The organism is Mycobacterium sp. HM-7 (assembly GCF_053852335.1).
Window position 1 is genome coordinate 775,621 of the sequence record NZ_CM132657.1, and the last position, 13,494, is coordinate 789,114.

Annotated in this window: 14 protein-coding genes; 9 read left to right on the forward strand and 5 right to left on the reverse strand. The window is 64.9% G+C overall.

What is annotated here, in order from left to right; translation table 11 throughout:
* Window positions 1–42: 42 nt before the first annotated feature.
* Complete coding sequence (locus ACWW1C_RS03725) at window positions 43–759, forward strand: TetR family transcriptional regulator (RefSeq protein ID WP_455982187.1); 717 nt, start codon at window positions 43–45, stop codon at window positions 757–759.
* Between the two features lie 43 nt (window positions 760–802).
* Window positions 803–2,014: an acyl-CoA dehydrogenase family protein gene (locus ACWW1C_RS03730; RefSeq protein WP_455982188.1), complete on the forward strand. Its 1,212-nt coding sequence runs from the start codon at window positions 803–805 to the stop codon at window positions 2,012–2,014.
* Between the two features lies 1 nt (window position 2,015).
* Here the strand turns inward: ACWW1C_RS03730 and ACWW1C_RS03735 are convergent, their stop codons facing one another.
* Window positions 2,016–2,843 carry an SDR family oxidoreductase gene (locus ACWW1C_RS03735; RefSeq protein WP_455982189.1) on the reverse strand — a complete coding sequence of 276 codons (828 nt, stop codon included), beginning with the start codon at window positions 2,841–2,843 and terminating at the stop codon, window positions 2,016–2,018.
* Between the two features lie 188 nt (window positions 2,844–3,031).
* Between ACWW1C_RS03735 and ACWW1C_RS03740 the strand changes: the two genes are divergently transcribed.
* The 7 genes from ACWW1C_RS03740 to ACWW1C_RS03770 all read left to right on the forward strand — a co-directional run bounded on the left by ACWW1C_RS03740 (window position 3,032) and on the right by ACWW1C_RS03770 (window position 10,838).
* Window positions 3,032–4,411 carry an aldehyde dehydrogenase family protein gene (locus ACWW1C_RS03740; protein ID WP_455982190.1) on the forward strand — a complete coding sequence of 460 codons (1,380 nt, stop codon included), beginning with the start codon at window positions 3,032–3,034 and terminating at the stop codon, window positions 4,409–4,411.
* On the forward strand, window positions 4,411–5,832 hold the full coding sequence (locus ACWW1C_RS03745; RefSeq protein ID WP_455982191.1) for a wax ester/triacylglycerol synthase family O-acyltransferase: 1,422 nt from the start codon (window positions 4,411–4,413) through the stop codon (window positions 5,830–5,832). Before ACWW1C_RS03740 ends, ACWW1C_RS03745 begins: the two co-directional genes overlap by 1 nt.
* Complete coding sequence (locus ACWW1C_RS03750; RefSeq protein ID WP_455982192.1) at window positions 5,832–6,806, forward strand: PDR/VanB family oxidoreductase; 975 nt, start codon at window positions 5,832–5,834, stop codon at window positions 6,804–6,806. The genes ACWW1C_RS03745 and ACWW1C_RS03750 overlap by 1 nt, the downstream gene beginning before the upstream one ends.
* A 35-nt stretch (window positions 6,807–6,841) precedes the next feature.
* On the forward strand, window positions 6,842–8,086 hold the full coding sequence (locus tag ACWW1C_RS03755) for a cytochrome P450 (protein WP_455982193.1): 1,245 nt from the start codon (window positions 6,842–6,844) through the stop codon (window positions 8,084–8,086).
* Window positions 8,087–8,088: 2 nt separating this feature from the next.
* Window positions 8,089–9,633, forward strand: a complete 1,545-nt coding sequence (locus ACWW1C_RS03760; RefSeq protein WP_455982194.1) for an acyl-CoA synthetase — start codon at window positions 8,089–8,091, stop codon at window positions 9,631–9,633.
* Window positions 9,634–9,637: 4 nt separating this feature from the next.
* The gene (locus ACWW1C_RS03765; protein WP_455982195.1) at window positions 9,638–10,189 is read left to right on the forward strand and encodes a TetR/AcrR family transcriptional regulator; all 552 of its coding nucleotides are present in this window, start codon (window positions 9,638–9,640) and stop codon (window positions 10,187–10,189) included.
* Window positions 10,190–10,274: 85 nt separating this feature from the next.
* Window positions 10,275–10,838: a TetR/AcrR family transcriptional regulator gene (locus ACWW1C_RS03770; protein WP_455982196.1), complete on the forward strand. Its 564-nt coding sequence runs from the start codon at window positions 10,275–10,277 to the stop codon at window positions 10,836–10,838.
* Window positions 10,839–10,857: 19 nt separating this feature from the next.
* Here ACWW1C_RS03770 and ACWW1C_RS03775 read toward each other — a convergent pair whose 3' ends face one another.
* The 4 genes from ACWW1C_RS03775 to ACWW1C_RS03790 all read right to left on the reverse strand — a co-directional run bounded on the left by ACWW1C_RS03775 (window position 10,858) and on the right by ACWW1C_RS03790 (window position 13,325).
* Window positions 10,858–11,130, reverse strand: coding sequence for a cytochrome C oxidase subunit IV family protein (locus ACWW1C_RS03775; protein ID WP_455982197.1), 273 nt, complete (start codon window positions 11,128–11,130; stop codon window positions 10,858–10,860).
* A gap of 2 nt (window positions 11,131–11,132) precedes the next feature.
* Window positions 11,133–11,639: a cytochrome c oxidase subunit 3 gene (locus ACWW1C_RS03780; RefSeq protein WP_455982198.1), complete on the reverse strand. Its 507-nt coding sequence runs from the start codon at window positions 11,637–11,639 to the stop codon at window positions 11,133–11,135.
* A gap of 115 nt (window positions 11,640–11,754) precedes the next feature.
* Window positions 11,755–12,501: a hypothetical protein gene (locus tag ACWW1C_RS03785; protein ID WP_455982199.1), complete on the reverse strand. Its 747-nt coding sequence runs from the start codon at window positions 12,499–12,501 to the stop codon at window positions 11,755–11,757.
* A 26-nt stretch (window positions 12,502–12,527) separates the two neighbouring features.
* Window positions 12,528–13,325 (reverse strand): SDR family NAD(P)-dependent oxidoreductase, encoded by a 798-nt coding sequence (locus ACWW1C_RS03790; protein WP_455982200.1) that lies wholly within the window; start codon window positions 13,323–13,325, stop codon window positions 12,528–12,530.
* Window positions 13,326–13,494: the final 169 nt, after the last annotated feature.

Genomic DNA, 13,494 nt, shown 5'->3' on the forward strand with positions numbered 1-13,494 from the left:
ATGGTTCTCAATATGCCGAGGTCAATAGCTATAGTTGGATTCGTGACCGGTGACACAGAGAACAGACGCTCTCTATCTGTCGAGACGGAGTCCGGAAGGGGACGGGATCGGCACGGACGCCGGACGCAGCAGGAGCGCCGCGAGCACACCCGCCGTGCGCTGATGACGGCAGCGTTGGATCTGACCGGTGGCGGATCCAGCTTCGACGCGCTGAGCCTGCGGCAGCTCGCCAGCAAGGCGGGTGTCGCGCCGTCGGCTTTCTACCGCTACTTCCAGTCGCTCGATGATCTCGGTCTCGCGGTGATTCACGAGACGTTCCGCACGTTGCGCGAGATCATGGGCGAGATGGCCAATCTCGACATCGAGTCCTCCGGCGGCGCCATTCACGTCGGTGTGCAGGCACTTCGCGGTGTGGTCCCGCGGGACCATGCCCACCTCGCGTTCCTGGCTCGCCAACGCGCGGCCGGTCATTCGGTGCTTCGGCGCGAGATCCGGTCGGAAATCCGCTTGTACGCCAGTCAATTGGCCACCTACATGGCCCGGTTCGAACCCATTCGGTCGTGGAGCGTCGGTGACGTGGAGATGCTGTCGAGCATGTTGATGGCCACCATCCTCGCTGGTATCGACTCGATGCTCGAGGTCATCGCGCGCGGACTCGACGACGAGACCACGGCGCGCGATCTGGACGCGGCTGCCACGATGCTCGAGCGCCAGATTCGGTATCTGTACGTCGGTGCTACCGCCTGGCGGAGCTCTTGATCGCTCGCGGAACTGAAACCCTCTGACTACCAACAGGAGTGCCATGACATTCTCACTACAGCTCAGCGATGACGTCATCGAGGTGCGCGACTGGGTGCACCAGTTCGCCGCCGAGGTGGTACGCCCTGCCGCCGCGGAATGGGACGAACGGGAGCAGACTCCGTGGCCGATCATCCAGGAGGCGGCGAAGATCGGGCTGTACTCGCCTGAGCTGTTCGGCACCCAGGCCGCCGAGCCGAGCGGGCTCGGCATGCTGACCGTTTTCGAGGAATTGTTCTGGGGTGACGCCGGAATCGCGCTGTCCATCATGGGGACCGGCCTGGCCGCGGCGGCCTTGGCGGGTAACGGAACTCCTGAACAGATAGGTCGATGGCTGCCCGAAATGTTCGGCTCGGCCGCGGATCCGAAGGTCGCGGCTTTCTGTTCGTCTGAACCCGACGCCGGCTCCGACGTCGGGTCCATCCGGTGCCGGGCCCGTTACGACGAGGCCACCCGTGAATGGGTGCTCAATGGCACCAAGACCTGGGCAACCAACGGTGGCATCGCCAACGTGCACATCGTGGTCGCGTCGGTGTACCCGGAACTCGGGTCGCGCGGCCAGGCCAGCTTCGTCATCGGACCGGACACCAAGGGGCTATCCCAGGGGCAGAAATTCAAGAAGCACGGCATCCGGGCGTCACACACCGCGGAGGTCGTGCTCGACAACGTGCGGCTGCCGGACGACGCGATCCTCGGTGGCCGCGAGAAGTTCGAGGCCCGGGTGGCTCGGGTGAAGTCGGGTGCATCCGCGGGCGGCCAGGCCGCGATGAAGACGTTCGAGCGGACACGCCCGACAGTCGGCGCGATGGCGGTCGGGGTGGCGCGGGCCGCCTACGAGTATGCCCTCGAATATGCCTGCCAGCGTGAGCAATTCGGCAAGAAGATCGGCGAATTCCAAGCCATTGCTTTCAAGCTGGCGGACATGAAGGCGCGCATCGACGCCGCCCGGCTGCTGGTGTGGCGGGCCGGGTGGATGGCACGCAACAATGTGCCGTTCGAAAACGCCGAGGGCTCGATGGCGAAGCTGGTGGCCAGCGAGACCGCCGTGTACGTGACCGACGAGGCGATCCAGATTCTCGGCGGCAACGGGTACACCCGTGACTACCCCGTCGAGCGGATGCACCGAGATGCCAAGATTTTCACCATCTTCGAGGGCACCAGCGAGATTCAGCGGTTGGTCATCTCGCGGGCGGTGACGGGTCTCGCGATCCGCTGAATCACGACTCGTCGAGGCGGTGCTGATACGCGGCCCGCGCAGAGGGGTCGAAGTCGAGGAACGTGCGGTACGCGCCCAGTCGCTGATTGACGAGGTCACGCAAGCGGCGCCCGATCAAGGGTTGCGTGTTGAGGATCGGCCCGATGACCTTGGGAACGAACACGTCCGCAATGGGCCGCAGAATTGCCGCCACGATCGCCTCAGCGACGTCGTCGGGCTGAGCTGTCGGGATGAACTTCAGTCCGGCGGTCCCGGCGATGAGTTCGGTATTGGTGAATGACGGCATCACGCACGTGAATTCGATTCCGGTGTCGGCATATTCGACTCGCGCGGTCTCGGTGAGCGCGATGACGGCGGCTTTGGTGCCGCAGTAGGTCAGGCCGCCGGGCACCGGCGTCTTCCCGGCGGACGAGGCGATGTTGATGATCTGGCCGGTTCCGCGCTCGATCATGGCGGGCAAGGCCAGGTGCATGCCGTTGATGCAGCCCATGACGTTGATCTCGACAGCGCGCCGGTGCCGGTCCGCCGGCTGCTCGAGGAAACGGCCGATGGGCATGATCCCCGCGTTGTTGATCAGGACGTCGAGGGGCGCTTGGGTCGTCGCCTCTTTGTGGAACGTGGCGAAGGACTCGTAATCGGAGACGTCGACCGGGTAGGCCTCGGTGCCCGGGCCGACGATGCCCGCGGCCGCGACCGCCGACTCGTTGTCCAGGTCACCGATCACGATGGTGGCGCCACGCCGGTACAGCGCCTTCGCGGTGGCTAGACCGATGCCGCGGCCGGCGCCGGTGATCGCGATGCGGCGTCCGCGTAGGGAAGTGACGCTCATGGCTGACTCCTCGAGTTCGTCGTGCTGAGTCGAATGTAAATCAACATATATTTCATCCGCAAGAGGTCTTGACGCTCGAATGTAACCTAAGTTATGTTTCAATCACCACGTCGAGCGTGGTCACAGGGGTAAACCGCTCGCGTGCGCAGTCTCAATGACCTGTCGGCACACGAAAAATGGTGAAGCGGATGATTGGTTCAACAGAACAGGAAGCGCCTGTGGTCACCGGGCTGCGCGCGGTGTTCGCCACCGGTCGCACCCGTGACATCGGGTGGCGGATCGAGCAGTTGCGCGGCATCGAGCGCATGTGCGACGAATGTGAGTCGGAGATCGTCGGGGCTCTCGCCGCAGACTTGGGGCGCCCCGCCTTCGACGCGTGGCTGGCCGATATCGCGTCCACCAAGGCCGAGGCGGTGTATGCGCGTAAGCATCTCAAGAAATGGCTGCGCCGCCGTCCCGTCAGTCTGCCCCTGAGCCAACTGCCGGGTAAGGCGTGGGTGCAGTACGACCCACTCGGCGTGGTGTTGGTCATCGGACCGTGGAACTACCCGTTCTACCTCAGTGTGGGGCCCCTGGTGGCGGCTGTCGCCGCCGGCAACTGCGCCGTGGTCAAGCCGTCTGAGCTCGCCCCGGCGACATCCGCCGTGCTCGCGCGTCTGCTGCCGAAATACCTTGACCCCGAGGCTATCCAGGTCGTCGAAGGTGACGGTGCGACGACCCAGACACTGCTGGCGCAAGGCTTTGATCACGCCCTCTTCACCGGCGGCACGGAGGTGGGGCGGAAGATCATGGCCGGCGCGGCCCCGACGCTGACTCCGGTCACGCTGGAGCTCGGCGGCAAGAGCCCGGTCATCGTGACCGTGGACGCCGACATCGACGTCGCGGCACGGCGCATCGCCTGGGTGAAACTCCTCAACTCCGGGCAGACCTGTATCGCGCCCGACTATGTCCTGGCGGAACGGCCGATCGCCGACGAACTCGTAGCCAAGATCGCCGAGAACATCGAGCGATTCCGGTCGGCGGAGTCGACGAAGTCGCAGCGCATCGTCAACGAGCGTCAGTTCGACCGGGTCGCCGGATTGATCGCCTCGACCACCGGCACTGTCGTGACCGGTGGTGCGGCAGACCGATCGACGCTTCGGGTGGAACCGACCGTCATCCTCGACCCCGCGGCGGATGACCCCGTCATGACCGAGGAGATCTTCGGTCCCGTCCTGCCGGTGGTCCGGGTCGGCTCCGTCGACGCGGCCATCCGCTACGTCAACGCCAAACCGAAACCATTGGCGCTGTACGTGTTCACCGAGTCGACGGCGCAGGCGCGGCGCGTCATCGACGCCGTCCCATCCGGTGGCGCGGTCGTCAACCACATCGCGATGCACGTGATGGTGCCGCAATTGCCGTTCGGCGGTGTCGGACCGAGCGGGATGGGTGCCTACCACGGCCGCTGGGGGTTCGAAGCGATGAGCCACCGGCGGGCCGTGCTCGCCAAGCGCAGCACCCCGGACCCCAAGCTGTTCTACCCACCCTACGGCCGCATCGCCATGAAACTGATGCGAAAGGTGTTCTGATGCGCCGCCTTTCGAGCCTGGACTCCCAGTTCCTGGCAGCAGAGACCAGCACTTTCGGATCGCATTACAGCGGGCTGGCCATTTTCGAAACCGAGGACGGCACGCGCATCACCGCCGCAACCATGCGGAGCCGGGTGGCAGCCTGTGTCGACCGACTTCCGCCGCTGCACTGGAAGGTCGTGGGGGTTCCGCTCGGACTCGATCACCCGGTTTTCGTCGAAACCGAAGTCAACCTGGACGAGCACATCTTCGAGTCGACACTGCCGGCCCCGGCGGACGACGAGATGCTGGGCCGGGCGGTGGCCGACATCTTGTCGACGCGGCTGGACCGGGACAAGCCGTTGTGGCGCTTGGACGTCATCCACGGGTTGCCGGGACGCACGGCCCTGGTCATCACGTTGCACCACGCGGCTGCCGACGGCATCGCGGCCAGTGAAGTTCTGGCGGCGATCTTGGACGACGTCGCCGCGCCCCTGCCGGCCGGACGCCGCCGCTGCGATAGCGAGCCGAACCCGTTGGGGCTGGCTGCTCGCGGACTCGCCGCGCTCCCGGTTCGCGGAATTCGGGCACTGCTCGCCGCCCCCCAGACGTTGGCTCACCTCGATCAGGTCCCGGCGATCCGTGCGTTGCCGGGAGTGCACACGCTGGCACAGGTGGTGCGTCGCGATGGTGATGCGAAGCCGCTGCACGCCCCGCGGACCCGGTTCAACGTGAAACTTTCCGGGACCCGCACCGTGGCATTCGGCACCCTTCCGTTCGGTGAGATCAAGACGCTGAAAACGCACTTCGGTATCACCGTCAACGACGTGGTGGTCGCCCTGTGCGCGGGTGCGCTGCGACGCCGACTCGCCGAGACCGGAGACCTCCCGGCCGAACCGCTCGTCGCCTACATTCCGGTGTCGAAGCGCTCGCCCGACGCGGGGGACCGGTTCGGGAACGCGATCAGCTCCATCATCGCGCCCGTCCCGGTTCACCTTTCCCAAGCCGGAGAACGGCTTTCGTACACGCACGAAACCATGACGCGGGCGAAGCATCGCACCCGTGAGGCCCCGGACACCCTGCTGAGCGATGTCAACGACCCGATTCCGGTGCCGCTGTTCGGCTTCGCGGCGCGCGCCCTGATGGACCTGGTCTCGTCGCGATTCTCGCGCCCGCCGATCAACTTGGTCATCTCCAATGTGCCGGGGTCGCCGACCCCGATGACATGTTCCGGCGCTCCGCTGTTGGCCACCTACCCCGGCAGTGTCGTGTTCGACGGCTTCGCGCTCAACATCACGGTCGTCAGCTACCAGGACGGCCTCGACATCGGAATCGTCGGTGACGCACAGGCTTTGCCTGATGCCTGGGAATTGCTGGCGGACTTCCGCCGGGAACTTGACGACCTGTCCGCGCTGGTGACAGCAGAAAGGATTTCGGAGTGATGACTGCGACTGTCGACGAATTCGCCGCCGAGCTGGTGGTGCGGCGACGGATGACCGCGGCCGACGGGGTGGTGACGTTGGAGCTCGTCGACCCGGAGGGCCACGAGCTGCCCCCGTGGGAGCCCGGTGCCCATATCGATCTGCTGCTCGACGAGGGCCTGGTGCGCCAGTACTCGCTCTGCGGTGACCCGCGCGAGGCCGGCACCTGGCGGGTCGGCGTGCTGCTCGATCCGAACAGCCGGGGTGGCTCCCAACATGTGCACGAACGTCTGCGGGAAGGCTCTGCTATCCGGGTTCGCGGTCCCCGCAACAACTTCCCGCTCGTCGACTCCCCGAAGTACCTGTTCATCGCCGGCGGCATCGGCATCACACCGATGAAGGCCATGGCGGAAAGCGCGGAGCGCGCGGGTCTCGATTGGACGATGTTGTACCTCGGGCGCACGCGGTCCGCGATGGCGTTCCAGCAAGAGTTGCGGGACACCTTCGGCGACCGCGTCACCATCTGGGCCGACGACGAGCGCGGCGGTTTCTTCGACCTGGCAGCAGTGCTGGCCGAGCCGGCGGATGACATGGTGATCTACAGCTGCGGCCCGGAGCCGCTGCTCGCCGCGGTCGAAAAGCATTGTGCCCACTGGCCGGAAGGCAGCCTGCATGTCGAGCGGTTTGCCGCGAAGACACCGTCCGCCGAGAAGCCGGCCGACGCGCTGGACAGCTACCAGGTGGTGTGCCGGCAGTCGGGCGTCACCGTCGAGGTGTCCGACGGCGTGCCGATGCTGGAGGTGTTGGAGGACGCGGGCGTTCCCATCATGTCGTCCTGCGGTGAAGGCGTCTGCGGCACCTGCCGGACCGCTGTCCTGGAAGGCATCCCAGACCACCGCGACTCACTTCTGACCGACGCCGAACGAGCCGCGGCCAACGTCATCCTGCCCTGCGTCTCGCATTCCCGATCCGAGAAATTGATCCTCGACATCTGACATCGACATCCGCTCAACAACCAAGGGAGTCCATCATGACCACTGAGACCTTCGCCGACATCGACCTCGCCACAGTCGATCTCACCGACCTGGCGTACTTCCAAGACGGGCCGCCTCACGAGTTGTTCGCCCGCATGCGCCAACAACCCGGGCCGCACTGGAACGCGCTGACCGACGCCGACGAGCCCGGCTTCTGGTCGTTCACCAAATACGAAGACATCCAGGCGATCAGCAGCAATTCACAGCTGTTCTCCTCGGCGCGGGGCGGAGTCTTCTTCACCGCCTCCATGGGCGCCGCGCCGATCGAGGCACTGCGCGAAGTCATCCTCGGGATGGACCCGCCGCGGCATACCCAGCAGCGCATGGTGGTGCAGGCGGTGTTCACACCCCGCATGATCCGTCAGATGGAGGCCGAGGTCCGCACCACCGTAGCCCGGCTGATCGACGACGTAATCGAAAGGGGTACCTGTGATTTCGTCGAGGAGATCGCCGTCGAGCTGCCCTTGATCGTGATCGCCGACATGCTCGGTGTCGTACAGGACGACCGCAGGCAGCTGTTCGAGTGGACCAACATGCTGTCCCGAGCGGCGGCGACCGGTGATTCCCAGATGGGCATGGGCGCCCTGATCCAGATCGGCGGCTACCTGACTGCGCTGACCGCGGCGCGCAAGGAGAACCCCGGCGACGACCTGCTGTCGCGGATGCTCGCGGCCGAGGTGGACGGCGAGCGGCTGTCCGAAGCCGAGATCACGTTCTTCTTCGCGATCTTGATGTTCGCGGGCAACGACACCACTCGGAACACCGCCTCGGGCGGCTTGCGGGCGCTGATCGAGAATCCAGCCGAGCGGCAGAAGCTGCTGGACGACCCCGAGATGATCCCCGGTGCCGTCGAGGAGATGCTGCGCTGGGTGTCTCCGGTCGTCTACTTCACCCGCACCGTCACCGCGGACACCGTCGTCGGCGGGCACCCGCTGAAAGAGGGGGAGCGCGTGTGCCTGTGGTACCCGGCCGGCTCGCGTGACCCGGAGAAGAACGAGGACCCCGAGACGTTCAACGTGTCGCGCGGGAAGATGCCGCACATGGCGTTCGGCGGCGGTGGCGCACACTTCTGCCTCGGTAATCAGTTGGCACGGCTGGAATTACGGGTGTTGTTCGAAGAACTCCTCCGCCGCATCCCGGACATGGAGATCACCGGGCCGGTGGACCGACTGGTCTCGACATTCTCCAACGAATTGACCTCGATGCCGGTCACGTTCACGCCGGGCACCCGGGAAGGCTGACCATGTTCCCGGGAACTCACGCGCTGACGACGCCGGACAAGGCGGCCGTCATCATGGCCGAATCAGGTCGCAGCGTCAGCTATCGCGAACTCGACGACAGCTCACGGCAGCTCGCTGTCGCGCTGGCCGATCTCGGCCTCGTGAAGGGCGACGTCATCGCGATGCTGAGCGACAACGCTGCCGAGTGCTTCACCATCTACTGGGCGGCGCTGCGGTCAGGGTTGTACCTGACCGCGGTCAACTTCCACCTCACCGCTGACGAGGCCGCCTACATCGTCGACGACTGCGACGCCAAGGTGCTGTTCGTTTCCGGCCGCCTGGGGGAGTTGGCCGAGCAGGTGCGAGCCCTGGTCCCCGGCGTCGAGCATGCCTACAGTTTCGGCGCGGAGCTGGCCGGATTCGATTCGTATGCAGACCTTTTGGCGTCTGTGGGCGACCAGAAGCTCGCCGAGCAACCGCGCGGTAGCGACATGCTGTACTCGTCGGGCACCACGGGCCGCCCGAAAGGGATCAAACCGCCACTGCTACCGATCCGGGTCGACGAGCCGGGAGACCCCATCACCGGGTTGCTCGGCACGGCGTTCGGCGTCACCGCCGACGACGTCTATCTGTCTCCGGCGCCGATCTATCACGCGGCGCCGCTGCGCTGGTGTGGAGCGATCCAGGCGCACGGCGGCACCGTCGTGGTGCTGGAGAGATTCAAGGCCGAGACCATGCTGGACGCGATCCAGCAGTACCGCGCCACGGTCATCCAGGTGGTGCCGACGATGTTCGTGCGGATGCTGCAGCTGTCCGGAGAGGCTCGCGCGTCGTACGACGTGTCGAGTCTTCGGCTGGCAGTCCATGCCGCCGCGCCATGCCCGCCCGATGTGAAGCAGGCGATGATCGATTGGTGGGGGCCGATTCTCGTCGAGTACTACTCGTCGACCGAGGCCTGCGGTTTCACCGTCATCAACTCGAAGGAGTGGCTGTCCAAGCGCGGATCGGTCGGCCGGAGCATGCTGGGGCCGGTGCACATCTGCGGTGACGACGGGAACGAATTACCCTCCGGTGAGCCAGGGTTGGTGTATTTCGAACGGGATACCCGGCCATTCGAGTACCACAACGACCCGGCCAAGACGAAGGAAGCCGAACACCCGGCGCACGACAATTGGACGACGGTGGGTGATATCGGCTACGTCGACGCGGACGGTTATCTCTTTCTGACAGACCGGAAGTCGTTCATGATCATCTCGGGTGGGGTGAACATCTATCCGCAAGAAGTCGAGGATGCCCTCGCGCTGCACCCCGCGGTGTTCGACGTCGCCGTCATCGGGGTGCCGGACCCGGCCATGGGCCAGCAGGTCAAAGCGGTCGTCCAATTGCGTGACGGTGTGGAGCCCAGTGATGAGCTGGCCGCGCAACTGATCGAGCATTCCCGGGCGAAGGTGGCGGCGTTCAAGACCCCCAAGACCGTCGACTTCGTCGAGAGTCTGCCGCGTACCCCGACGGGAAAACTGGTCAAGCGCACGCTGGTGCAACAGTACGCGGCCGTGCCGGCCGGCTGACACGATGAGACGAATCGTGAGCGTCGAGGACTACTTCGACGCGGCGATGGAACTCCTTGTCACAGAGGGGCCGGGCAGCATCAAGGTTGGCTCCCTGTGCTCGATGCTGGGCGTGACGACCGGGTCGTTCTACGGGTACTTCCGCGGACTCGAGGATTTCGTCGAAGCGCTGCTTGCCGCCCGCCTCTCGGCGCCGAACCGTCGCCTGGCCGAACTGGCCGCCAGTCGTGCGTTGCCCGAAATGCGAATGGCGCAGCTGCGAGAAGTCGCGCGGGATGTGCCGCACCATGCCGAGGCCGCGTTGCGGACGTGGGCAGCAGGCAACCGCGCGGTGGCACGGTTGCAGCAGCGCCTCGACCTGGAACGGGTTGCCACTCTGGTCGAATTCCTTCGCCCCATCGTCGTCACCCCCGAGGCGGCGGTGCGGCTCGGTGATTTCGGGATGGTCTTTCTGATCGGGTGGCAGCACCGGTACGCCGGCGCCTGTGGCCCGGAGTTCGACGTCATGTTCGACCACTTCGAAGCCGTCATCCGGCAATGCGCATGGGCTGGGTAGCCGTACGTCGACGGCAAATGTAAGGATCATTACATCGGGCCGGCGCAGAGTCGGTGGGCTGGTTGAACCCGCGGGAGGAGTTGCCGTGCGCCTCTTGGTCACGCGTGAGCAGTATTTCGACGCCGCCATGACGTTGTTGGCGACCGACGGCGTCGGAAAGCTCAAGATCGCCACGCTGTGTAAGGCCCTCAACGTCACGACCGGATCGTTCTACGGATACTTCGGCAGTTTCGACGGATTTGTCGCCCAGTTCCTCGCCTATTGGGAAGAAACGCAGACCGAGCGGTTGGGGCAGTTGGCGGGCGTCCCAGGCGATCTCGCCGCGCGAGTGCATCTGCTCAAGCGCCTGACCGCGGGGCTTCCCCATTCCGCCGAAGCCGCGATCCGTGGTTGGGCCCATTCGGATGCTCAGGTCGCGGCGGCGCAGAAGCGGGTGGATGACCGCCGCATCGACATCGTGACCAATCTCCTGGCGCCCGCTGTCGGGTCGCGCCGCGAGGCCGCCACCTTGGCCATCATGGGCGTGACGCTGCTGATCGGCATCCAGCAATGGCGTTCGCCGGTGACCACCAGGGATTTCAACCGCATCTTCAATGAGTACGAGAAGGTGCTGTTCGCCAGGATGAGCAGCGACGAGGATATCGCGTAACCGTCACTGCGGCACGTCGTCATACGAGCAAGTACATGGTGGACAGCACTCCCAACATGACCAAGCAGAAGAGCTCGAAGATGCCGCGCAATGCCCACGGTGCGGTGCGCAGCTCCATGAAGTAGAGCCCGACCAGGCGTGCCTTGAAGGTCGCCACCACGAAGATGACCACGCCGGCCGCCGTGTGCGGGCCACTGCTCGTGATCTGGCTTCCGATCATCCACTGGGCCAGCGTCAGCACGACGAGAACCGCCCAGGCCAGCGAGACCTTGTTCAGCAGCAGGTTCGTCATGATCAGTGCACCAGGAAAACGAGCGGAAAGATGATGAGCCACAACAGATCCACCATGTGCCAGAAACACGCACCGCCTTCGAACACAGCGAGCCGAGTCCGAGTCGTCTCCGGTTTGCGCGCGAGCCGCCACAGCACCGTCAGCACGACGAGGCCGGCCACCACGTGCACGAGATGTAGCCCGGTCAGCGCGAAGTAGTACAGGAAGAACTCGTTGGTGTTGGGGGTGATGCCCGCGGTGACTTTTGCGTGGTACTCAAAGGCTTTTGCCACCACGAAGCAGGATCCCACCATTGCACCCGCCAGCGTGAGGCGAGCGGCCAGGTGCCGGAACTGATCGCTGCGCAATGCCATGACCGCCAGTGCGATCAACATGGAGCTGCAGAGCAGCAGCAGTGTGTTGACCACTCCCAGGGTCGGGTTCAGGGCCACCTGCGACTGTGCGAACAGCGCGCGATTGTGACTGCGGCTGTTGAGATACGCCCCGAACAACATCGTGAACAGCAACATGTCGCCGAAGATGAGAACCCAGACGCCCTGTTCCCCAGGTATGTGTCGGATCGGCGGAGCGGGTGGGCCGCTTGGTTCGACAGGGCAGGGCCTGGTCGAGACCCCACGGTATCCGTCAGACAACTGCCGCCTCCGCTTCGAAGGCTCTGTCCTCGGCCTCCAGTCGCCGCAATGCCGTGCGGGTCAACGGCACCATGGCGAAGAGATACACGAAGAACATGACGAATACGAGCCAGAAAGTGATCAGCCCCTGCCATGCGAAGGGCCCACGGGTCATGAACGAGATCATCGTGGTCGAGATGAACGTCGCACACGTGAAGAAGCCCACCCAGGCGATCCACGACGGGAACAGCGGCTTGTCCCGCTTGTCGGTCAACATGGCGAAACCGATTGCGCCCCACTGGATGGTGAAGATCATGAAAGGCGGGTCGAAGATGAACCAGCCGAGGTCATACAGCATCTGAATGTTCTCGTTGGAGCGGACGCCGGGGCGAAAAGCCGCGGTCATCCAACAGATCGCCGGTCCGAGCAAGGTGACCATGGCGACCGCGCCGCTGATCGCCTGTAGCTGCGGCAGGACGTTCATGGAGTCCTTCTGCATGCGCTCCATGAGCTTGGACATGGCGATGGTCCACGTGAGATAGAAGGGAATCGACAAGAACATCAACACCATTCCGATGCGGATGTCGACGCTGTGGTCGCGGAAGTAGGCGCCGATCTGGTCAGCGGAGAGGTAGGCCTCCGGCGGCGGGAAGAACCCGCCGAACACCGCGAAGCCGAGCAGGCTGACGACGCAGAGGACGATGATCGAGTAATTGCACAGGTGCAGAACGTGATAACTGGTACGACGGGCCGGGTTCATGAGGCTCCTTGTCGGGATTGCAGTGCTCAGGGCATGGTGTAGCCGCCGCTGACGGAGATCAGCTGCCCGGTCACCTGGCGTGCGGCGAACGGCGACGAGAACCACGCCACGGCGCGGCCGACGTCCTCGGCGGTGGTCAAGCGGCGCATCGGGGTGTCCTTCAGCATGAACTCGATCTGCTTGGGGTTGAAGACGTCGTCCTGGCCGACCGACCACAGACTCGACGCGCCGATTGCTTCGGGTCCGTCGGGCATCACGAGGCCGGGGCATACGACATTCGACCGGATCCCGTGCCGTCCGTGTTCCCGTGCGGTGGTGCGGGCCAACGCCACCATCGCCGCCTTCGAGGCGCCGTAAACCCCTTGCCGGATCTGCCCGAAAGCCGCGTCACTGGCGATGAAGACGATCGCCCCGGAGCCGGCGTCGCGCATCGGACCGATCGCTGCCTGGGTCGCGGACAGCGCGCTGAAGAAGTTGATCTCCATGGTGCGTTGCCATTTCACGCGGTCGGTGTCGGTGGCCACGAATCCCGGTACGCTCCAACCCGCGTTGTTGACCAGGACGTCGACGCCACTCCAGGACTCGACGGCGCGGCCGACGGCCGCCTCGGCGCTGCCGGGCACCGTGAGGTCGGCGATGACGACCTCGACCTCTGCGGCGCCGCGGGCGAGCGCCTCGGCACGAACTTTCTCGGCCTGCGTCGCGTCGATGTCATTGAGGACAATTCGCGCGCCCTCGGCTGCGAAGACGTGCACGATGCCCCGGCCGATGTTGGAGGCCCCGCCGGTGATCACGACGCGGGCGTCCGTCAGTCCCAAGTCCACGAGGATCCCTTTCCGGCCGGGGCATTGACACCACGGATTTAATTGAGAATAGAAATACTGGCGAGATTTGTCTATAGGCGATGACGCCAGATCGGCCGTGCGGTAGCGGAGCGCCTCAGTCTTGACGGCTCGCCAATTTCAAATCTAGATTCAATATTGAAGTCATTGG